Genomic DNA, 19,637 nt, shown 5'->3' on the forward strand with positions numbered 1-19,637 from the left:
GGCATCCGACCACACCGGTTGTTTTTGCCTTGCTGTTGGTGGGAAGTCGGCTAGCTTTGAGGTATGGAAACCGCTGACTTAGGGCTTTGCGATGCCTTGCGAGCATTGTTCGTCTCCATCGGCGACATGCTGCTGCCGCGTGGCTGTGCCGGATGCGACAAGCCGGATGAGGTGTTGTGCGCCTCGTGCGCCCGGCTGTTCGTCCATGTCTATCCCAAGGTGCTGCCCGGCGATGCAGGTCGATGCTATGGATGCTCCTGGTATTGCGGGGCCGTTCGCCATGCGATCCTTAACTGGAAGGATCACGGTGATGGGGAATGCGACCGTGTTTTCGCGCTATTGCTGACGGATCTGGTGCTGAAGGTGCTCGATAGGCAGGAATCCCATGTTCGGAGCCGTGCCTTGGTCCTGGTTCCGGCCCCTTCGTCGGCTTCCTCGATGCATCGCCGTGGCCGATGGCAAATGTTGCCGCTTGCCCGCTTGATGGCGCGCGGTTTGAAGCGACATGGGGTTTCAGCCGTTATGGAACCGGTGTTGAGACTTGAAGGTGTGCAAGGCAAATCCGTCCAGACATCAGGTGCCTCATCCCGTGCGAAAAGAATTGAGGGGCATGTGCACGTCAGCGCGGATTTGAGTGATGCCGACTCCCTGTTCATCGTCGTCGACGACATCGTCACGACCGGTGCCACGATGGGGCAGTGCCTATCGGCGTTGCGCGATTCGGGCGCCCGTGATGTCATCGGTCTCGCGCTGGCCTGCACGCCGAACCGAGCCGAATAAGGAAAATCGGCAAGCGTCTTGTTTTTGCTTGGATGGCTTTGCACCATGGTTTGATGAACCGGTTATAGGCATGACGGTTCTGCAGGTTTTGCAGGTGCCGTTGGTGATGTCTGCTAATCGGCACGGGCCACAGCCATCTCGTCCCAGCGTGTGGTGGCTCGCGGAGAGAGCATTTCGCGCCTCATCGTCCAAACGGCACCCGTGTCCTCGTCACCGCGTCCTTTTCCGCGTATGCCGCCATAGCCGATGCCGACGCGGGCCGCGCCGAATTTCCTGTTGGCTTCATCGATTACGCCTCCTAGATTGTGGTCGTCACATCTGGCTTCGAATCCGTGCAAGGTGGTGAAGTCTTTGGCGTCCTGCAGGCCGAGCAGCAGCACACCTGCACGGATATAGCGGGCATGGGGGTCGGCCCTGGCGTGCATGGCCTCGCATGCGGCCTTGGAAATGACCAGCGGATCGTCGCTGGGGTCTCGCAGAGTGGTCGTCGCATGAAATGACTGATAACTGTTTTCCGGGCCGAACGGACTGGTGGCGCAGAAAACGGAAACGTGTGAACACAGGCTTGACTGACGGCGCAGCCTGCGACATGCCTTCTGTGCATAGACGCTCAGTGCCTGGTTCATCTGGGCCATGTCGGTGACTGGCTTCGAAAACATGCGTGAACACAGTATTTCGGACTTGCGTTTGCCGTCGTTGGCGCTGGCGTCGCCGGCTATACAGGGAATGCCGTTCAGCTCCAATACGGTGCGTTCCAAGGTGATCGAGAAACGGTGCCTGATGGACACCGGATCCTGTCTTTGCAGGTCGAGCGCGGTGATGATGCCCAAAGCCTGCAGCTTGCGTGTAAGTCGCCTGCCGACGCCCCATATATCACTGACCGGTATGGAGGCGAGGGCGGCAGCGCCGTAGCGTGCTTCGATGTCGCTGAATAGGCTCACCCCGCCACTCGAAGGATGCCTCTTGGCCCAGTGGTTCGCCACTTTGGCCAATGTCTTGGTCGGTGCGATGCCGACGCTGACCGGTATGCCGACTCCTTGCAATACGGCTTTGCGCATGGCTGTAGAGATTTGGACGGTCTGTAGGGCGTTCGTTGAGGGGGAGAGGAAGCATTCGTCGATGGAATAGATTTCCTGGCCCGGCATGAATCGGCTCATCACCGACATCATCCGTGCCGACAGGCTTGCGTACAGCTCGTAGTTCGAGCTGCGGGCCACCACGCCGGCCTGTTGCGCCTCTTCGCGGATAGTGAACCACGGTGTACCCTCCTTGATGCCCAGCTGTTTCGCCTCCGCGCTGCGGGCCACTACACATCCGTCGTTGTTGGAAAGCACAACGACCGGTTTGTTGGCCAGTCTCGGGTCGAAAACGCGCTCGCAGGAAGCGAAGAAACTGTTGGCGTCGGCCAGCACTTGAAGCGACTCGCTCATAGCGTTCTGCTAATCGTCGCCGCGTTGGGGAAAGGATAGATGGTGGCGCCGCCCGACCGCTCCTGACTGCGTGAGGCGAGTCCGGTGGCTCCGTTTGTTCTCTCGACGGTATCGGAGCCGTATGTGGAGGCATTGGACATGCCGGGACGGGTGACGCCCGGTAGCGTGGAGCCGAACCGACTGGAACGGCTTTGGGCATGGAAGTTGCCAATGACCACGCCCCATATCACCAGTTCCTCGGCGTTTTGAGGCGAGAAATCAGGATAGCGGGGATTCTCCGGATGCAGGATCGGAATCGTGCCGCGCATGAGAAGGCGTTTGACGGTCAGCTCGTCATCGAGCACGGCCACCACCACATCGTCGACCTGTGGATCAAGCGAGCGGTCGACCACCAGAAGATCGCCGTCCCAGATGCCGGCGCCCTCCATGGAATCGCCGGCGACGGTTATGATGAACGTGGTGTCGGGATTGCGGATGATATGTTCGTCGAAGCTGAAATCGCCTGCGAAATAGTCTTGTGCAACCGATGGAAATCCCGCGTGTACGGCTTCGAGTGCGATGGGAACGGGCGTCGGTGCGAGCGTCGAGCGGAAAACCCGGGTGACTCTGCAATCCTGCCTTGAATCGTCGTATGCCCGTTTGTATGATGCTGTCGCCATTATCGTACACCTCCCAGTAATCGAACGTTTGTTCGAATATTATTGTGTCAAAAGGCAGGGACAATAAAACAGAACATATGTTCGATTATTTGAGGACAATCTGCAAAGATGCAGGAAAATGACGCCAGTCGGATAGGATCTTCGCTCAAAGGTCCTTCAACAGGCAATCGCCGAAACCGTCAGCGCCCTGTTTTTCTCGTCGGTTCGTCGGCGACGATATGGAATTTCGGCAACGTGATTTCAAAATCCGTGCCGCGGTTGTCATCGACGACCTTGACGCTGCCGCCGTGCAGCTGTGCGGCCCAGCGGGCGATGGACAGGCCAAGGCCGGTGCCGCCGGATTCCGTGCCCGGACCTGACTTGCCTTTGACGAAACGGCGGAAGATGTCCGCCCGTGCCTCCGGGGGAATCTGCGAGCCGAAATTGACGACGTTGGTGACGATGTTGCCGTGCGCCTTGTCGTCATGGGCTTCGATGAGGACGGTGGTGCTGTCGGGCGAATGCTTGAAGGCGTTGGAGATGATATTGGTGAAGAGCTGTCGCAGCCTGTCCTGGTCACCTTCGATCTCGATGGAATCCGGCACGTGGACGTCGACGTCGTGGGCGTGGCCGGCATCGGCGATTTCCAGCGGTTCCAGCGTCTCGTCGATGAAGTCCGCGAAATTGAACTGCTCAATGTTGAGGCTTGCCGCCCCGGCCTCCATGCGTGAGAGGTCCAAGAGGAAGGCGATGAGGTCGGAAAGCCGGTGGGTCTGGTTCAGGATCCCTTCGAGATTGGCGGGGGTGGGCTCCACCACGCCGTCGGCGAGGTTCTCGAGCATCGCCTGCAGGGCCGAGACCGGGGTCCGCAATTCGTGGGAGACGTTGGCGATCATGTCGCGACGCATCTGGTCGGCGTGCTGCAGTTCCTCTGCCATCTCGTTGAACGAACGGGCAAGCTGCCCCACCTCGTCGTTGCTGCGGGTGCCGACCTTGACACGCACCGTGTAGTCGCCTTCGCTCATGGCTTTGGCCGCGTCACGCATCTGGCGCAGGGGAGCGGTCAACCCGCGGGAGAAGAAATACGTGATGCCCAGGGCCACCACGAGCGTCAACGGCATGGCGATCCATCCGCTCAGCCCCATCTTCAGCAGGAACCAGGCCATGACGAAGGCGATGGCGGTGGCGATGACGATGATGACGCTCAGTTCGACCTTCAACGATGAGAACAGGCCTATCGGCCGCTCGTTGTCCAATATCTTCTTGCCGGATTGGTGTGTATGGTTGCTCATCGCTGCGGTCACTGTATTCTCTTTGGAAATGTATTGATGAAATGAAAACGCTGGTTATATGAAAAGCAGCCCCGTAGGGCTGTTGGAGCTGTTGAGTCTTACTCTTGCGGGGCGCTGGTTGCGGCGTTGCCGTCCTCTGGAGGCTCGAAAGCATAGCCGACGCCATGGGCGGTGCGGATCAGATCGCTGCCGAGCTTGTGGCGAAGAGCCTTGACGTGCGAGTCAACGGTGCGTGTACCGGAGGCGTCGGGCCAATCCCATACCTCTTCCAAGAGCTTCTCGCGCTTGAATACGGACTTCGGTTTGCGTGCAAGCGTGGCGAGCAGGTCGAATTCCGTAGGCGTCAGGTGCACCTGCTTGCCGTTCTGGGTGACGATGCGTTGGCGCGGATCGATGACAAGCGTTCCGAAATCCAGCACCTTTTCGTTCTCGTTGTTCTTGGCGATCAGAGTGGCGCGTTCGACGCGACGCAGCAGCGCCTCGCAGCGTGCGATGAGCTCGCGTGGGGAGAACGGTTTGGTCATGTAGTCATCGGCGCCGGCGGAAAGACCCATGACCTTATCGGCTTCGGAATCGCGGGCCGTGAGCATGAGCACCGGCACAGGACGTTCGGCGATGATGCGTTTGGTGGCTTCGATGCCGTCCATAACCGGCAGCATGATATCCATAATGACCAGATCCGGCTTGATCTGGCTTGCGGCTCGAACGGCGCTCGCTCCGTCTCCTGCCACGCGTGCGGTCCAACCGTTTGCTGTGATGCGCTGTGCGATTGCCGTGGCGAGATCGGGCTCGTCCTCGACCACCAAAATGGTACGTGGTGTCTTCTGATGCGCCGAAGTGTTGAGCATGTGTCCTCCGCCTTTCAAAAACATTGCTACAAATAAATCATTATAGGTATTGGCGCACCCAATTGGCCGTTACATGTGGTTCTCGCCAGTTCGTAGTAAGTTTTATCATTTCGCAGTAAAGTAAACGTCCGTGGCGCGTGAAAAACTGATATACATTGCGTTTAAGGTTTTTCGGAGGTTCCATGGATTACAAAGTTGGGGATGTCGTCGTTTATCCACGTCATGGCGCGGCGAAGGTGACAAACTTCGAGAGTCGAACGGTAAAAGGTGTCACGCGCGATTATCTGCAGCTTTCGGTGCTTTCCAGCGATGGTCTGGTCATCGAGGTGCCGGTTGAGAATGCCAAGAAGGTGGGCATCCGCAATATCGTCGACGGCAAGGAGGTCGCGAAGGTCTTCGAGATCCTGCGCACGCCGATCGTCGACAACGAGAAGATGAATTGGTCACGACGTTACAAACTGAACGTCGAGAAGATTGCCACCGGCGAGGTCAACAAGATCGCCGAGGTTGTGCGCGACCTGGCCCAGCGCGACGTCGACGAGCACGGGCTTTCCGCAGGCGAGAAACGCATGCTGACCCGGGCCCGCAATATTCTCACTTCAGAGATCGCGCTTTCCGAGCATATCGACGAGGATGAGGCCCAGCACCTGCTCGACGTCAATCTCGGATATGCCGAGCCGACGCCAGAGGATGCCAAGCATCATTCCCAGACTCCTGAGGAACCGGCGAGCCAGACGTTGGCAAGGATCGAAGCCGAGAACCGGGACGCCAAGAAGGGCAAGAAAAAGAAGTAGTGGTTTCGACGGCTTTGCTTGCCGAACGCTTTGAAAGAGCTTGAGTCGTTTTTGTTGAGGGCTGTCCCATGGTATCGGGATAGCCCTCAACTGTATCTTGCCAGCACTGGCCTAAAGCCGGTTTTGGTCGGGTTCGGCTTTCAGCGGCGGCGCAACGCCTCCACACCTTTGGCGACGATCCAGAACAGTGTGGAAATGGTGACGATGACGAAACTCGGGGGAGTAGGGAACATGGCCGAGATGGCCAGCCCGCCCCAAATCGAGATCAGACATAGCACACTGGAAAGCACCATCGAACGCAGTGGTGTGCTGGTCAGTATGTTCGCCGTGGCGGCGGGGGTGACGACCAACGCGAAAATGAGCAGAGTGCCCACGGCCGGCACCGCGATGGTGATGACGCCGGCCATGATGGCCATGAACAGTATGTTCATCACACCGATCGGCACGCCCTTGGCCTGTGCCACCTGTTCGTCCAAAGAGCTGAACAGCAGCGGGCGATAGACCACGGCCATCACCGCCAGCAGCAGAATGTCGAATATCGCGAATCCCAGGACCTGGCCGTCGGTGATGGTCAGTATCGAGCCGAACAATATCGCCTGCATCTGCTGCGCGGCCGAGCTCGACATGCGGGAAAAGAAAAGTCCCAGTCCGGTGGCGAAAGCGAGCACGGTGCCGGTCGCGATCTCGCGCTGAGAGGCCTTCTTGCCCAGCGCCCCGATGGTCAGCGCCCCGCCAAGTGCGAAGACGCCGAGTCCGAGCGAGACCGGCAGGCCGAGCAAGACGGCTCCTGTAGCCCCCGGAAGCCCGATATGCGCCAAAGCGTGTGCGGCGAAGGTAGAGTGACGGGCGATGGTGAAATAGCCCATCACCCCGGCCGCCAGCGCGATGCACAGGCCGGCGATGAAGGCGTTGTGCATGAACGGCATCGAAAGTGTTTCCAACCATTCGTGGTTGAACCGAAATTGAATGTGGTTCATAGTCTCGTCTCCCGCGTCCCGTTTTCTTTATCGGTGCCTGTTTGTGCTGCGTTCTGTCGTGATATGCGGGAAGCCGCCTGTTCGAAGAATCGCGGCTTCTCGTTGCCGGTTGTGTGACCGTGGCGGTTCTCCGTGCCCGCAATGGAAGGGTTCTGCGTGTGATGGCGGTGAAAACTCGCCACTTCGTCCGGCTTGTGGATATCCGGCGTGATGTCCTCCGGTTCGTCTTTATCCGGGGTGACGAACATATCGCCTTGCGGGGTGGTGACCACCTGGACTTTTGTGCCGTAGAGATGGGTCAGCAGGTTGGCATCCAGAACCTCGTTCATTTTCGCGTAGTGCGGGTGGCCGTCCAACAGATAGACTGCGCCGTCAAGGATCGGCAGCAGCATGTTGAGGTCGTGGGCCACCACCTGAATGGTCATGCCCATTTCATGGTTGAGACGAGCCAGCACATGCACCGTCTCGCGTTGGGCTGCCAGATCGAGATTGGCAAGCGGCTCGTCGAGCATCAGCAGTTTCGGGCCGCTCACCAGTGCCTGTGCGATGGCGACGCGTTGGCGCAGCCCTCCCGACAGTTCGGAAAGCCGATAATGGCGTTTGTCGTCTACGCCGGTGAAGGACATGGCCTCGCGCGCCCGTGCCCGTTGCGCCCGCGTGATGGGGTGGATGCCGAAACGTGAGCCGGTGAGTCCGAGCAGCACTGACTGTTCGGCGGTGAGATTCGATTCGATGTCACCGGCATAGTTTTGTGGTACGTAGCCGATCAGGTGGTTGGTCGTTCCTGCCGGTCCGCCGAGCACGGTCAGGTTGCCGCTGAACAGTGGCAGCAGGCCGAGCTCGGCTTTCATCATCGTGGTCTTGCCGGCGCCGTTCGTTCCGACGATGGCGGTGATCGAGCCTGAGGGAATCGAGAAATTGCCATGCTGCCAAAGGATTCTTTCGCCGCGTTTGATACCGGCGTCGCGGAAGACCAGCGCCGGTCTTCCGTCGGGGGTTTTGGTCTTCCGCGTCTTTTCGGCTTTCGTTTGCATAGTGATTGTCGTCTTTCTGTACTCCGGAGGCGTTCGAAATACTGCTTGATGGAAATGCTTGATATAATATAATTGAAATTGAGAATCATTCTCAAATAGAAGTGAATTGTTCGTTCGGCGAAAGAGATAAAGCAGGATTTAAGCCGACGCCTCTATTTTCGCCAATCCGAGTCTGAGATAAAAACATGCGGTTCCAAACCGTTTATCGTTCTGGCTTGGAACCGCATGTTGAGTGTCCGCTGGCTTCTGCCTGCTGGGCTGAGGTCATCGCTCCAGAGGATTTGGTCACTTGCCCGGATCGGTCTGTCCCTCGTTCGACGGCACCGAACCGTTACCGGGGGCTGCAGGCATCTGTTGATTCGCGCTATTGTCCGACTCTGCCGGCTGCGAGGGCTGCTGTGTACCGCCGCCATCGCCTTCGTCGCCGGTTCCCACCTTCTCGTGGCCGGCTTCGCTGTCTTTGAAATCGGTCATGGCCTTGTCGATGTTTTTCGTCAGTGCCGTGGTCCAGCCGGTGAGTGTGGTCTGGTTTTCGGGCATCTGTTCGCTGACGTCGACGACGGGCACCTCGGTGCGTCCGGCCGTTCCGGTCAAGAGATTCGTGGTATTGCTCGCTTCTTGCGTGTTGTTGATGAGCAGATTGACGTCTCGTCCTGAAATCAGATGCTGGAACTTCTGCAGGTCGCTTGGTGCCGGTTCACCCTCGCTTCCGACGGCTTGTGTGTAGCCCTTTGGGGTCTTGTCGGTGAAACCGAGATCGTCCATAAGATAGTAGGCGACGGGTTCCGTGGCGCCATAGGTGGCATCCTTGTGCTTTTGCGAGAACGCCTTCATGGTTCCTTCGAGCTTGGTCTCGCCTGCCTTCCAGGTCTTCAAACGGGCCTGGAACCGTTTGGCTTTTGCGGGCCGTGCCTTGGCGAAGGCGTCCTCGAGTTCGGTCGCCATGGCCGTGCGGGCGTCTTTGGAGAACCAGAGGTGCGGGTTGTCCCCGGTGCTTGCCCCGACCGCTGTGGCCGCCGAAACGCTGGTGGTGCCTTTGGCGACGGACTTGCTGGCCCAGTTGTCGTATCCTGCACCGTTGACGACCACAATCTCGGCACCTTGCAGTTTTGCCATGTCGGTGGTCTGCGGCTCGAAATCATGCGCGTCCACGGAGACGGTGTTGACGATTGAGGTCACTTTGACATCGGATCCGCCGATTTCTCTGGCCAGCGAACCCCATTGGTTGATGGAGGCCACTACGCTGATCGGTCCGCTCGCCTGTTTGGGGCTGTTGCTGCTGTGCGGTTGGGAGTCATTGCCGCCTCCGCAGGCCGCCAGGCCGAGAGCCAGGCAGAGCGAGCCCAGCAGGGCCGTAGCCTTGGTCCGCCATCCGAATCGTTTCATACTGACCCCCTAGTCGATACCTGTTTGCTGTTTGGTCTACAGTATTTTCTCTTCAGTATAGTGATAAGACAATATACTGAAAATGAGAATCATTCTCAAGTAGCGAATGCAGATGTTCCGTGACCTCAACGTATTCTGATTTCGACAATCTTGACGCGAACGTCATCCATCCGGGTCTCGCCGCTTGCTGCAGTGTGCGTGTGTGAATCATCGGTTATAAACGGTTATAAACAAAGGATATGGCGTCGATGATGGACACACCTGCGTTTGCGGGCCGGTTACACTTTACAATCAATAACTATGATGTCCGGTCTGCAGCACGGCTGGACGGAATGTCGAAATAATCTACTTGTATGAAGGAACCAGCATGACGGACGAGGAACGGACTCCTCTCAAATTGGACGGGAAGGCTGCGGCCGCGGCCATCAAGCAGGATCTGAGCGAGCGCGTGAAACGGCTCAAAGCCCAAGGTGTCCAACCGGGTTTGGGCACCATCCTTGTCGGCAACGACGTCGGTTCACGCAAATACGTGGCGGGCAAGCACAAGGATTGCGCCGAGGTCGGCATCGCCTCCATAGCGGTCGATCTGCCTGACACGGCCGGAGAGCAGGAGATCATCGACGCTGTCGAACGGCTCAACGCCGACCCGAAATGCACCGGCTACATCGTGCAGTTGCCGCTGCCTAAAGGCATCGATTCCAACAAGGTCATCGGCCATGTCGATCCGGCCAAGGACGCCGATGGCATGCATCCGGTCAATCTGGGTGAGCTCGTCACGCATATCGGCGGAGGAAACCCAGCTCCGCAGCCGTGTACGCCGCGCGGCATCATCGTGTTGTTGAAACGTTACGGTATCGATCTGAACGGGAAAGACATCTGCGTCATCGGCCGCGGCATCACCGTCGGGCGCACCATCGGCCTGATGCTCACGGCAAAAGACGTGAATGCGACCGTGACGCTTTGCCACACGGGCACCACGGATATCCAAGAGCATCTGCGTCGTGCCGATGTCATCGTCGCCGCCGTCGGCCGCGCCGGATTCGTGCATCCCGAGGACGTCAAGCCGGGGGCGGTGCTCGTCGACGTCGGCGTCTCCCGCGTCTACGACGAGCAAGCCGGCCGCTACCGTGTGCGAGGCGACATCGACAAAGCCTGTTACGCCCTGAGCTCCGCCTATACTCCGAACCCTGGAGGGGTAGGGCCGATGACCCGTGCGATGCTGTTGGCCAACGTCGTGGAAATGGCCGAGCGGAGACTGAATTGAGCCGTCGACGACACGCCCGGATTGTTCAGAATGCTTTGACTAGGCCGACTAGTAATCTTGTGTCTTGCGTGGCCGTAAGGTCGCCAATATAACTTAATACGGTAATTATCCATCCATCTAGTAACAAAGAAACCACGTTTAATGGCAGAGAACAATAACGAGGTCACCAAGGTCGCGATCAACGATATCGGCACCGAAGAGGACTTCATCAAGGCAGTCGATTCCACCATCAAGAATTTCGATGATGGTGATTTGGTTCAGGGCACGGTCGTCAAGATCGATCACGACGAAGTGCTGCTCGACATCGGCTACAAGACCGAGGGTGTGATTCCCTCCCGCGAACTTTCCATCAAGAAGGACGTCCATCCGGATGACGTCGTTGAGCTCGGCGATACCGTCGAAGCCCTCGTCGTCACCAAGGAAGACAAAGAAGGACGTCTTATTCTGTCCAAGAAGCGTGCCCAGTATGAGCGCGCTTGGGGTGATATCGAGAAGATCAAGAGCGATGACGGCGTTGTCGAAGGCACCGTTATCGAGGCTGTCAAGGGCGGCCTGATCGTCGACATCGGTCTGCGTGGCTTCCTGCCGGCGTCGTTGGTCGAGATGCGTCGCGTCCGCGACCTTTCGCCTTACATCGGCCAGAAGATCAAGGCCAAGATCCTCGAGCTCGACAAGAACCGCAACAACGTGGTCCTTTCCCGTCGCCAGTATCTCGAAGAGACCCAGTCCGAGGTTCGCGAGACCTTCCTGGCTCAGCTCAAGAAGGGCCAGATTCGCGAAGGCACCGTTTCCTCCATCGTCAACTTCGGCGCATTCGTCGATCTCGGCGGGGTGGACGGCCTCATCCACGTTTCCGAGCTCTCTTGGAAGCATATCGACCATCCGTCCGAGGTCGTCAAGGTCGGCGACAAGGTCACCGTCGAGGTGCTCGATGTCGATATGGACCGCGAGCGTATCTCGCTGTCCCTCAAGGCGACTCAGGAAGATCCGTGGCAGCGCTTCGCACGCACCCACGTTCCCGGACAGATCGTCAAGGGCAAGGTCACCAAGATCGTGCAGTTCGGTGTGTTCGTTTCCGTCGAAGACGGCATCGAGGGCCTGGTCCACATTTCCGAGCTCGCCAACCGTCACGTCGACAACCCGGAGACCGTCGTCAAGCAGGGCGAAGAGATCTTCGTCAAGGTCATCGACGTCGACCTCGATCGTCGCCGTATCTCCCTGTCCTTGAAGCAGGCCAACGATTCTGTCGATCCGTCCAGCGAGGACTTCGATCCGGCACTCTACGGCATGCCTGCCGATTACGACGAGGAAGGCAACTACAAGTACCCCGAAGGCTTCGACCCGGAGACCAACGAGTGGATCGCTGGCTACGAGAAGCAGCGTGAGGAGTGGGAGAACCAGTATGCGACCGCCCACGATTTGTGGGAGCAGCATAAGGTGTTCGTTGCCAAGGAAATCGACAACGCCGAGGAATCCGCAGCTGAAGACGGCCAAGGCGCTCGTGCCGAGAAGGCAACCGAAGAATCCACCAAGTATTCTTCGCAGAACGAATCCGAAGGCACCCTTGCCGGTTCCGACAAGCTGGCGGCTCTTCGTGAGGAGCTTCTCAAGGAAAAGAAGTGAAATCGCCATCGGTGACTTCGTGAACTAGGTCGGTGCAGGCTTTAATGCTTGCACCGACTTTCTTTATATGAAAGTCGGCGGTATCGGAGGATACATGAGAATCGGATTGACCGGGGTATTGCGGCAGGGAAAAGCACTGTTGCCTCCCACTTGAAAGAGCGTGGGGCCTATCTCATCGATTATGACCAGCTGGCGCGTGAGGTCGTCGAACCGGGCGGCGAAGGAATCTGCGAAATCGTCGACGAATTCGGCCCGGATGCATGTCAGCCCGATGGCTCGTTGAATCGGCAGTGGGTGGCGGAACATGTTTTTTCGCCGCAGGCCGCGCCGGATGCGAAGCAGAGGCTTGACGATATCGAGCATCCGTTGATTTATCGCCGGGCGCAGGAGCTGGAAGGGCGGGTCGATGGCAAATCTTCTTCAAATCCGGTCATTGTCCACGACGTGCCGTTGCTGGCAGAGGTCATCGACACCATACCGTTCACATTCGATCACATCCTTACTGTCGAAGCGCCTGAAGAAACGCGCATTCGGCGGATGATGGCTACGCGCGCAATGAGCCGGGAGCAGTCGGTGGGAAGAATACGCCACCAATCGAGTCGCGCGCAGCGTGAGGCCATCGCCGACGTGGTCATCGACTCGACACAGACAATCGAACAAATGTTCGAGCGTCTTGATATGCTGTTCGCACAATGGCAGTGAACGGGGCCGGATTCGCCATAAAGTAAGGCTTGGTAATCCGTCCCGATAGCTCTGAATGCGTTTTAGGCGGAAGTGAACAAGTGCTGCCGTATTTAAGGGCAGTTTCAAGGGCGTTGGCCGGCGAAAGGAATCGAAACAGGCATGGGGTTCAATATCGAGCGTGCACATCATCCGTTCGTGGTGAAAGCGCCGTATCAGCCGTCCGGCGACCAACCGGAGGCCATTGACGAGATTGCGCGACGCATCAACAACGGCGAGAACGATGTGGTGCTGATGGGTGCCACCGGAACCGGCAAGACCGCAACCACCGCATGGCTCATCGAGAAGCTGCAACGGCCGACGCTGATACTGGAGCCCAACAAAACCCTGGCGGCGCAGCTGTGCGCCGAGTTCCGCGAGCTGATGCCGGACAACGCCGTCAGTTACTTCGTTTCCTACTACGATTATTACCAGCCCGAAGCCTACATTCCCCAGACCGATACCTATATCGAAAAGGACTCGAATGTCAACGACGATGTCGAGCGTCTGCGGCACGCTGCCACGGCGAACCTTCTGACCCGGGACGATTGTGTGGTGGTGGCCACCGTCTCCTGTATCTATGGTTTGGGTACGCCTGAGGAATATGCCGGGCGCATGCTGTTCCTGCACGAGGGGGAGGAGATCAACCGTGATTCGTTGTTGCGCAAATTCGTTTCCATGCAATACAAGCGCAACGACATCGCCTTCACCCGCGGTACCTTCCGCGTGCGTGGCGATACGGTAGAGATCATCCCCGTCTATGAGGAACTGGCCATCCGCATCGAGTTCTTCGGCGACGAGATCGACCGTATCTCCACGTTGCACCCGCTGACCGGCGACGTCATCGCCCACGAGTCGCAGGTCCACATCTTCCCGGCCTCGCACTATATCGCCGGTCCCGAGCGCACCGAACATGCGTTGAAAACCATCAAAGAAGAACTGATCGACCGCACGGCCGAGCTGCGCAAGCAGGGCAAGGAACTTGAGGCCCAGCGTCTTGAGATGCGTACCAACTACGATCTGGAGATGATCCAGCAGGTCGGTTTCTGCTCGGGCATCGAGAACTATTCCCGTCACTTCGACCAGCGTAAGCCGGGCAGCCCGCCGCACACGCTGCTCGATTTCTTCCCTGACGATTTCCTTTTGGTCATCGACGAGTCACACGTCACCGTCCCGCAGATCGGCGGTATGTACGAAGGGGATGCCAGCCGCAAACGTACCTTGGTCGAAAACGGATTCCGCCTGCCTTCCGCAATGGACAACCGGCCGTTGAAATGGCCGGAGTTCCTTGACCGTATCGGCCAGACCGTTTATCTATCGGCAACACCCGGGGACTACGAACTCGGGCTTTCCGACGGCGTGGTCGAGCAGGTCATCAGACCCACCGGCCTCTTGGATCCGAAGATCGACGTGCGACCGGTCAAAGGACAGATCGATGACCTGCTTGGCGAGATCAAGGATCGGGTGGCCAAGAACGAGCGTGTGCTGGTCACGACGTTGACCAAGAAAATGGCCGAAGACCTCACCGATTATCTGCTGGAACGCGACATCAAAGTGGAGTATCTGCATTCGGATGTCGACACGCTGCGACGTGTCGAGCTGCTGCGGGAGTTGCGCGAAGGCAAGATCGACGTCATCGTCGGCATCAACCTGCTGCGCGAAGGCCTTGATCTGCCTGAGGTCTCGTTGGTGGCGATCCTCGATGCCGACAAGGAAGGTTTCCTGCGTTCGCATCGTTCGCTGATTCAGACCATAGGCCGTGCCGCGCGTAATGTGTCCGGAACCGTCATCATGTACGCCGACGAAATCACCGACGCAATGGAAACCGCCATCAGCGAGACCAACCGCCGTCGTGAAAAACAGATCGCCTACAACAAGGAACATCACATCGACCCCAAGCCGTTGGTCAAGAAGATCAGCGACGTCACCGACATGCTGGCCAAAGAGGATGTCGACACCGAAACGCTGCTGGCCGGAGGCTACCGCGACGAAAAGCGCGCCGGATCCAACAAGCGCATCGCCTTGACCAGCCTTGACGAGAAGGATCTGCAGAAGCATCACGACGAGATCATCAACGCCGGCCTGCCTGCCCAGGACCTGGCCGATCTGATTCGCCAGATGAGCGACCAGATGCACACTGCCGCCGAGCAGCTCCAGTTCGAGCTCGCCGCCCGCCTGCGCGACGAGATCCGCGACCTGAAAAAGGAGCTCCGTCAGATTACCGAGGCGCAGAAGTAGTCACGTCAGGTGCCGGTGAAGCCTTATTTTTCCACTCGCCGGGGCATCGGGTTGTCGCAGTATGACGATTTTTGTCGAAACGTTTTTTCTTCAGACCATATCTTGGGAGCCAAAACGTGAATAGGTCGGCCATCCTTACGGGGGAAGGCTATTACCTAGAGCCGCGACCATAAAACGTATTACAGTATGCAATGTAATCGTATAACCTTATAACCGCAAAATACAGACATTTCGTATTCGAATATTCTCGTTCTGAAACCAATGAATTTAGACACACTCCATTTCGGATATTTGATAAATATTACATTTTCCTGTACAATTCTTATTTGTCTGTTTAAACTGCACCCATAGACGGGTCACTAAGAGGCGTGCATGTCACGTTTCTTGAATAGCGGTAGGCAGGCTGGGAAATCAAGAAATAAGGGAGAAAAAACAATATGATAGGTTTTCTGAAAATTCAGCACAAACCTCCGGTTCCTGCTGAACAAGCCGAATCTGTGTTCGCCAAATACAAATGGTTGTCGTTGGTGGGCGTTTTCGTCGGTTATGCTGCGTTCTATATTGTGCGCAACAACTTTACCCTTTCGACGCCTGAGCTTCAAAACCAGCTGCATCTGACCAAAGGCGAAGTCGGCATGCTCTCCAGCTGCCTGCTGATTGCATATGGCCTTGGCAAGGGCTTCATGAGCGCGCTGGCCGATAAGGCCAACCCGAAGCGCTTCATGGTGACCGGCCTGGTCATCTGCGCTCTGCTCAACATCGGCCTCGCGTTCTTCGGCGTCAATGTCTGGGCGACCGCTTTCATCCTCATCCTCTTGGGCCTGTTCCAGGGCATGGGTGTTGGCCCTGCGTTCATCACGCTGTCTACCTGGTTCAAGAAGAAGGACCGTGGCTTCATCACCTCGATCTGGAACTGCTCCCACAACGTCGGCGGCGGCCTGGTTTCCCCCTCGCCGGCTTCATGCTGGGTGCTGTCGGAACCGGTAACTGGCGTTTCGCCTACTATATCTTCCCCGCCATCATCGCGATCATCGTTGCGTTCGTGATCTGGTTCCTCATCAAGGGCCGCCCTGAAGAAGAGGGCCTTCAGCCTTTGGAAGAGACCAAGGAAGAACAGGGCGACGTCGACTACAAGGATCTTTCGTCCTGGCAGATTCTCACCAAGTACGTCTTCACGAACCCCGGTGCTTGGCTGGTCTCCTTCATGGATACGTTCGTCTACATGATCCGCTTCGGCATCCTCACCTGGCTGCCGATCTTCCTCATCCAAGCCAAGGGCTTCACCCACGGCCAGATGATGGTAGCCTTCACGTTCTTCGAGTGGGCCGCCATTCCTTCGACGCTGCTTGCCGGTATCATCTCCGATAAGCTCTTCAAGGGCCATCGTATGCCTCCGGCCATCATCGCCCTGGTCATCATCGTCTTCTGCATCATCGGATACTGGACGAGCACTTCGGTCGTCGCGGTCACTGTGTTCGCCGCCCTGGCTGGCTGCTTGGTCTACATCCCGCAGTTCCTTGATTCCGTGCAGACCATGGAAGTCGTTCCGCCGTTCGCTGTCGGTTCGACCGTCGGCCTCCGTGGCTTCATGAGCTACGTCCTCGGCTCCACCTGCGGCACCAGCCTCCTCGGCGTGGCCGTGGATCACTGGGGCTGGAACGCCGGCCTCGTGATGCTGCTCATCGCTGTGGTGCTCTGCACCACCTGCGCTGTCTTCCTTCACATGTTCACCCTGAAGAAGGAGAGGGCTGCCAAGAAGGCTGCCTGATAGCCATTAACTAAGGCAAATTCGCTAAAGCCTATTTGTCAGTGATATCTGGGCATCTTCAAAAGAAACTCGTTTTCTTTTGAAGATGCCTTTTCTTTTGTCCTGTTTGGCCTGTGGGCGCGTTCTGGAGAGCAAAACCGCATTCGGACTTGCCGAAGGGGCTTCCGCTCGGTCACCGCTTCCCCTTAGTCTTAAGAATATGGCCGAAACCCCTGTTGCGTTTATGATCGCCACATTTGTGGTCCTTGCGATTTTCTTTGTCGTTGATTTGTTTGTGATCGGACGCAAGCCGCATGTGCCTTCCGCGAAGGAGTGCGTGCAACATATCGCGTTCTTCGTGGCGGCGGCGCTTGTTTTCGGCGGTCTGGTCTGGTGGGTGTCTGGTTCGCGTCCGGCGCTGGAGTTCTATTCCGGCTGGCTCACCGAATATTCGCTCAGCATCGATAATCTTTTCGTATTCGTCATCATCATGACGAATTTCGCCGTTCCGAAGACGCTGCAGAAGTATGTGCTGAGCGTCGGCATCACCATCGCGTTGGTCCTTCGCGGTCTTTTCATCCTTGTGGGAGCGGCCGTCATCCAGCGCTTTACCTGGGTCTTCTTCATTTTCGGGGCGTTCCTGATCTATACCGCAGTGAAACTGGTGGCCGGCGATGACGAGGATGAGGAGTATCACGAAAACGCAATCATCCGGACACTGCGTAAAGTGGTGAAAATCACAGACGAATATGACGGCGAAAAAATCCGCACGGTGAAGGACGGCAGGAAGTTCTTCACCCCGATGCTGATTGTCTTTCTGACCATCGGCACCACGGATGTCATGTTTGCCTTCGACTCGATTCCCGCCATCTTCGGGCTTACCAAAGACCCGTTCATCGTCTTCACCTCCAATGTCTTCGCGCTGCTCGGACTGCAGCAGCTCTATTTCCTCCTCGGTGCGCTGCTGGACAAGTTGGAGTACCTTCCTTATGGCTTGGCAGTAGTGCTCGGCTTCATCGGTGTCAAGCTCGTGATGGAAGCGCTTCACGGCAATTCCTTGCCGTTCATCAACGGTGGCCGGCCGATTGCCCAGGTACCGGAAATCCCTACATGGGTATCGCTTTGCGTCATCATCGTAGCCATTGCAACGGCGGCTGCGGCCAGCGTCATCAAGATGAAAACGAGTGCGAAAAAAACGAGATGATTGACGGCCGATTCGGTATGTGAGCGCTCACATAAAAGTCGCCGTAACGGGCCCCATTGCTTGTGAATGCTAGTAGACTGGTTATACGTTGCGGGTTGTTCCCGCCTAACAAATGTCAGAAAAGAATAGGCAGGTATTCATGAGGAAAGCAAAAATCGTAGACACCATCGGACCGGCGAGCGAATCGCTGGAGAACCTGACCGAGCTGGTCAAGAACGGCATGGATGTCGCACGTCTCAACCGTTCACACGGCACCACCGAAGATCATCTGAAGGTCTACAACAACCTCCGTCAGGCCGGCAAGACCACCGGTCGCAACGTCGCGGCCCTCGTCGATCTGCAGGGCCCGAAGATTCGTTGCGGTTGGTTCAAGAAGAACGCCGACGGCGAGGATAAGGTCCAGCTCAAGGACGGACAGGAATTCATCATCACCACCGATGACGTCGAGGGTGACGAGCACATCACTTCCACCACCTTCAAGGGTCTTCCCGGCGATTGCCATCCCGGCGACCCGATTCTGATCGACGACGGCAAGGTCCGTCTCGAGGTCACCAAGGTCGAGGGCAACAACGTGCACACCAAGGTCGTCGTGGCCGGACCGGTTTCCAGCCACAAGGGCATCAACCTGCCGGGCGTGGCCGTCAGCCTGCCGGCATTGACCGAGAAGGATGAGGCCGATCTGCGTTGGGCCATCCAGACCGGCGCCGACATCATCGCCATGTCCTTCGTGCGTTTCGCCACCGACATCGACCGCGCCCATGAGATCATGGACGAGGAAGGCCGTCGCATCCCGATCGTCGCGAAGATCGAGAAGCCGCAGGCTGTCGAGAATCTCGAAGACATCGTCAAGGCGTTCGATGGCATCATGGTCGCCAGAGGCGATATGGCCGTTGAGATGCCGTTTGAGCAGGTTCCGCTGGTCACCAAGCGCTGCATCGAGCTGGCTCGTGAATATGCCAAGCCGGTCATCGTTGCCACCGAGGTCCTGGGCTCCATGGTCAACTCGCCGATCCCGACCCGTGCCGAGGCATCCGATTGCGCCAATGCCGTCCTCGACGGTGCGGACGCCACCATGACCTCCAACGAGACCGCCGTCGGCAACTATCCGGCTCAGACCGTCAACACGATGGCTCGTATTTCCGGATACGCCACCGAGCACGGCTATGACCGTATTCCTTCCATCTCCAACCTCGATATGTCGAGCACCGGCGCCGTTTCATCCGCCGCCGTCGATCTGGCCGATAAGACCAACGCCAAGGCCATCGTCGCCTTCACGCAGACCGGTTCCACTGTGCACCGCGTTTCCCGCGAACGTCCGGCCGCCCCGATCTACGGCATCACCAACAACGAGCACACCTATCACTGGCTGGCTCTGAGCTGGGGCACCGAGGCGTTCTGCACCGACGCCGACTATCACGACATGAACCGTCACCAGCTGATGATCTTTACCGACAAGCTGCTTCGCGATGCCGGCAAGGTCGTCAACGGCGACAAGATCGTCGTGCTTTCCTCTGCCCAAGGCGAGCAGAAGTCCGGCCGCACCGATTCGATCTACGTCCACACCGTGGGCGCTTGCGACGCTGACTGAAATCAGGGAAACGGGCTTTTCGGCGAAAGGCTATAGCCATCAGCTGAAAGCCTGAGATTTCGTTAGGGCAATCT

14 protein-coding genes and 2 pseudogenes are annotated in these 19,637 nt (G+C 57.6%); 9 read left to right on the forward strand and 7 right to left on the reverse strand.

Annotation, left to right across the window (positions count from 1 at the left end):
* Window positions 1-63: 63 nt before the first annotated feature.
* Window positions 64-780 (forward strand): phosphoribosyltransferase family protein, encoded by a 717-nt coding sequence (locus OZX74_RS03605; protein WP_277157169.1) that lies wholly within the window; start codon window positions 64-66, stop codon window positions 778-780.
* A gap of 113 nt (window positions 781-893) precedes the next feature.
* Here OZX74_RS03605 and OZX74_RS03610 read toward each other — a convergent pair whose 3' ends face one another.
* From OZX74_RS03610 to OZX74_RS03625, 4 genes are all read right to left on the reverse strand, one after another.
* The gene (locus tag OZX74_RS03610) at window positions 894-2,210 is read right to left on the reverse strand and encodes a Y-family DNA polymerase (RefSeq protein ID WP_277157170.1); all 1,317 of its coding nucleotides are present in this window, start codon (window positions 2,208-2,210) and stop codon (window positions 894-896) included.
* Window positions 2,207-2,869: a translesion error-prone DNA polymerase V autoproteolytic subunit gene (gene umuD / locus OZX74_RS03615; protein WP_277157171.1), complete on the reverse strand. Its 663-nt coding sequence runs from the start codon at window positions 2,867-2,869 to the stop codon at window positions 2,207-2,209. Before umuD ends, OZX74_RS03610 begins: the two co-directional genes overlap by 4 nt.
* 179 nt (window positions 2,870-3,048) lie before the next feature.
* Window positions 3,049-4,140 carry a HAMP domain-containing sensor histidine kinase gene (locus OZX74_RS03620; protein WP_277157407.1) on the reverse strand — a complete coding sequence of 364 codons (1,092 nt, stop codon included), beginning with the start codon at window positions 4,138-4,140 and terminating at the stop codon, window positions 3,049-3,051.
* Window positions 4,141-4,238: 98 nt separating this feature from the next.
* Window positions 4,239-4,988 carry a response regulator transcription factor gene (locus tag OZX74_RS03625; protein ID WP_277157172.1) on the reverse strand — a complete coding sequence of 250 codons (750 nt, stop codon included), beginning with the start codon at window positions 4,986-4,988 and terminating at the stop codon, window positions 4,239-4,241.
* A gap of 182 nt (window positions 4,989-5,170) precedes the next feature.
* Between OZX74_RS03625 and OZX74_RS03630 the strand changes: the two genes are divergently transcribed.
* Window positions 5,171-5,782 carry a CarD family transcriptional regulator gene (locus OZX74_RS03630; RefSeq protein ID WP_277157173.1) on the forward strand — a complete coding sequence of 204 codons (612 nt, stop codon included), beginning with the start codon at window positions 5,171-5,173 and terminating at the stop codon, window positions 5,780-5,782.
* Window positions 5,783-5,922: 140 nt separating this feature from the next.
* Here OZX74_RS03630 and OZX74_RS03635 read toward each other — a convergent pair whose 3' ends face one another.
* The 3 genes from OZX74_RS03635 to OZX74_RS03645 form a co-directional block, all read right to left on the reverse strand.
* The gene (locus OZX74_RS03635; protein ID WP_277157174.1) at window positions 5,923-6,759 is read right to left on the reverse strand and encodes a metal ABC transporter permease; all 837 of its coding nucleotides are present in this window, start codon (window positions 6,757-6,759) and stop codon (window positions 5,923-5,925) included.
* The gene (locus tag OZX74_RS03640) at window positions 6,756-7,793 is read right to left on the reverse strand and encodes an ATP-binding cassette domain-containing protein (RefSeq protein ID WP_277157175.1); all 1,038 of its coding nucleotides are present in this window, start codon (window positions 7,791-7,793) and stop codon (window positions 6,756-6,758) included. Before OZX74_RS03640 ends, OZX74_RS03635 begins: the two co-directional genes overlap by 4 nt.
* A 285-nt stretch (window positions 7,794-8,078) precedes the next feature.
* The gene (locus tag OZX74_RS03645) at window positions 8,079-9,179 is read right to left on the reverse strand and encodes a zinc ABC transporter substrate-binding protein (RefSeq protein WP_277157176.1); all 1,101 of its coding nucleotides are present in this window, start codon (window positions 9,177-9,179) and stop codon (window positions 8,079-8,081) included.
* Between the two features lie 367 nt (window positions 9,180-9,546).
* Between OZX74_RS03645 and OZX74_RS03650 the strand changes: the two genes are divergently transcribed.
* From OZX74_RS03650 to pyk, 7 genes and pseudogenes are all read left to right on the forward strand, one after another.
* Window positions 9,547-10,443: a bifunctional methylenetetrahydrofolate dehydrogenase/methenyltetrahydrofolate cyclohydrolase gene (locus tag OZX74_RS03650; protein WP_277157177.1), complete on the forward strand. Its 897-nt coding sequence runs from the start codon at window positions 9,547-9,549 to the stop codon at window positions 10,441-10,443.
* Window positions 10,444-10,584: 141 nt separating this feature from the next.
* Window positions 10,585-12,066 (forward strand): 30S ribosomal protein S1, encoded by a 1,482-nt coding sequence (rpsA, locus tag OZX74_RS03655; protein ID WP_277157178.1) that lies wholly within the window; start codon window positions 10,585-10,587, stop codon window positions 12,064-12,066.
* 67 nt (window positions 12,067-12,133) lie between these two features.
* Window positions 12,134-12,768: pseudogene (gene coaE, locus OZX74_RS03660) on the forward strand (dephospho-CoA kinase).
* 141 nt (window positions 12,769-12,909) lie between these two features.
* Complete coding sequence (gene uvrB, locus OZX74_RS03665) at window positions 12,910-15,024, forward strand: excinuclease ABC subunit UvrB (protein WP_277157179.1); 2,115 nt, start codon at window positions 12,910-12,912, stop codon at window positions 15,022-15,024.
* A gap of 437 nt (window positions 15,025-15,461) precedes the next feature.
* A pseudogene (locus tag OZX74_RS03670) lies at window positions 15,462-16,792 on the forward strand (MFS transporter).
* 199 nt (window positions 16,793-16,991) lie between these two features.
* The gene (locus tag OZX74_RS03675; protein ID WP_277157180.1) at window positions 16,992-17,975 is read left to right on the forward strand and encodes a TerC family protein; all 984 of its coding nucleotides are present in this window, start codon (window positions 16,992-16,994) and stop codon (window positions 17,973-17,975) included.
* Between the two features lie 139 nt (window positions 17,976-18,114).
* Window positions 18,115-19,563: a pyruvate kinase gene (pyk, locus tag OZX74_RS03680; RefSeq protein WP_277157181.1), complete on the forward strand. Its 1,449-nt coding sequence runs from the start codon at window positions 18,115-18,117 to the stop codon at window positions 19,561-19,563.
* Window positions 19,564-19,637: the final 74 nt, after the last annotated feature.

Origin of the sequence: Bifidobacterium sp. ESL0798, from assembly GCF_029395415.1 — a bacterium.
Lineage (GTDB): Bacteria > Actinomycetota > Actinomycetes > Actinomycetales > Bifidobacteriaceae > Bifidobacterium.

Excerpts from the sequence above, each read along its gene's own strand:
- OZX74_RS03605 (WP_277157169.1), top strand. The coding sequence starts at position 64 with ATGGAAACCGCTGACTTAGGGCTTTGCGATGCCTTGCGAGCATTGTTC.
- OZX74_RS03610 (WP_277157170.1), bottom strand. The coding sequence starts at position 2,210 with ATGAGCGAGTCGCTTCAAGTGCTGGCCGACGCCAACAGTTTCTTCGCT.
- umuD (WP_277157171.1), bottom strand. The coding sequence starts at position 2,869 with ATGGCGACAGCATCATACAAACGGGCATACGACGATTCAAGGCAGGAT.
- OZX74_RS03620 (WP_277157407.1), bottom strand. The coding sequence starts at position 4,140 with ATGAGCAACCATACACACCAATCCGGCAAGAAGATATTGGACAACGAG.
- OZX74_RS03625 (WP_277157172.1), bottom strand. The coding sequence starts at position 4,988 with ATGCTCAACACTTCGGCGCATCAGAAGACACCACGTACCATTTTGGTG.
- OZX74_RS03630 (WP_277157173.1), top strand. The coding sequence starts at position 5,171 with ATGGATTACAAAGTTGGGGATGTCGTCGTTTATCCACGTCATGGCGCG.
- OZX74_RS03635 (WP_277157174.1), bottom strand. The coding sequence starts at position 6,759 with ATGAACCACATTCAATTTCGGTTCAACCACGAATGGTTGGAAACACTT.
- OZX74_RS03640 (WP_277157175.1), bottom strand. The coding sequence starts at position 7,793 with ATGCAAACGAAAGCCGAAAAGACGCGGAAGACCAAAACCCCCGACGGA.
- OZX74_RS03645 (WP_277157176.1), bottom strand. The coding sequence starts at position 9,179 with ATGAAACGATTCGGATGGCGGACCAAGGCTACGGCCCTGCTGGGCTCG.
- OZX74_RS03650 (WP_277157177.1), top strand. The coding sequence starts at position 9,547 with ATGACGGACGAGGAACGGACTCCTCTCAAATTGGACGGGAAGGCTGCG.
- rpsA (WP_277157178.1), top strand. The coding sequence starts at position 10,585 with ATGGCAGAGAACAATAACGAGGTCACCAAGGTCGCGATCAACGATATC.
- uvrB (WP_277157179.1), top strand. The coding sequence starts at position 12,910 with ATGGGGTTCAATATCGAGCGTGCACATCATCCGTTCGTGGTGAAAGCG.
- OZX74_RS03675 (WP_277157180.1), top strand. The coding sequence starts at position 16,992 with ATGGCCGAAACCCCTGTTGCGTTTATGATCGCCACATTTGTGGTCCTT.
- pyk (WP_277157181.1), top strand. The coding sequence starts at position 18,115 with ATGAGGAAAGCAAAAATCGTAGACACCATCGGACCGGCGAGCGAATCG.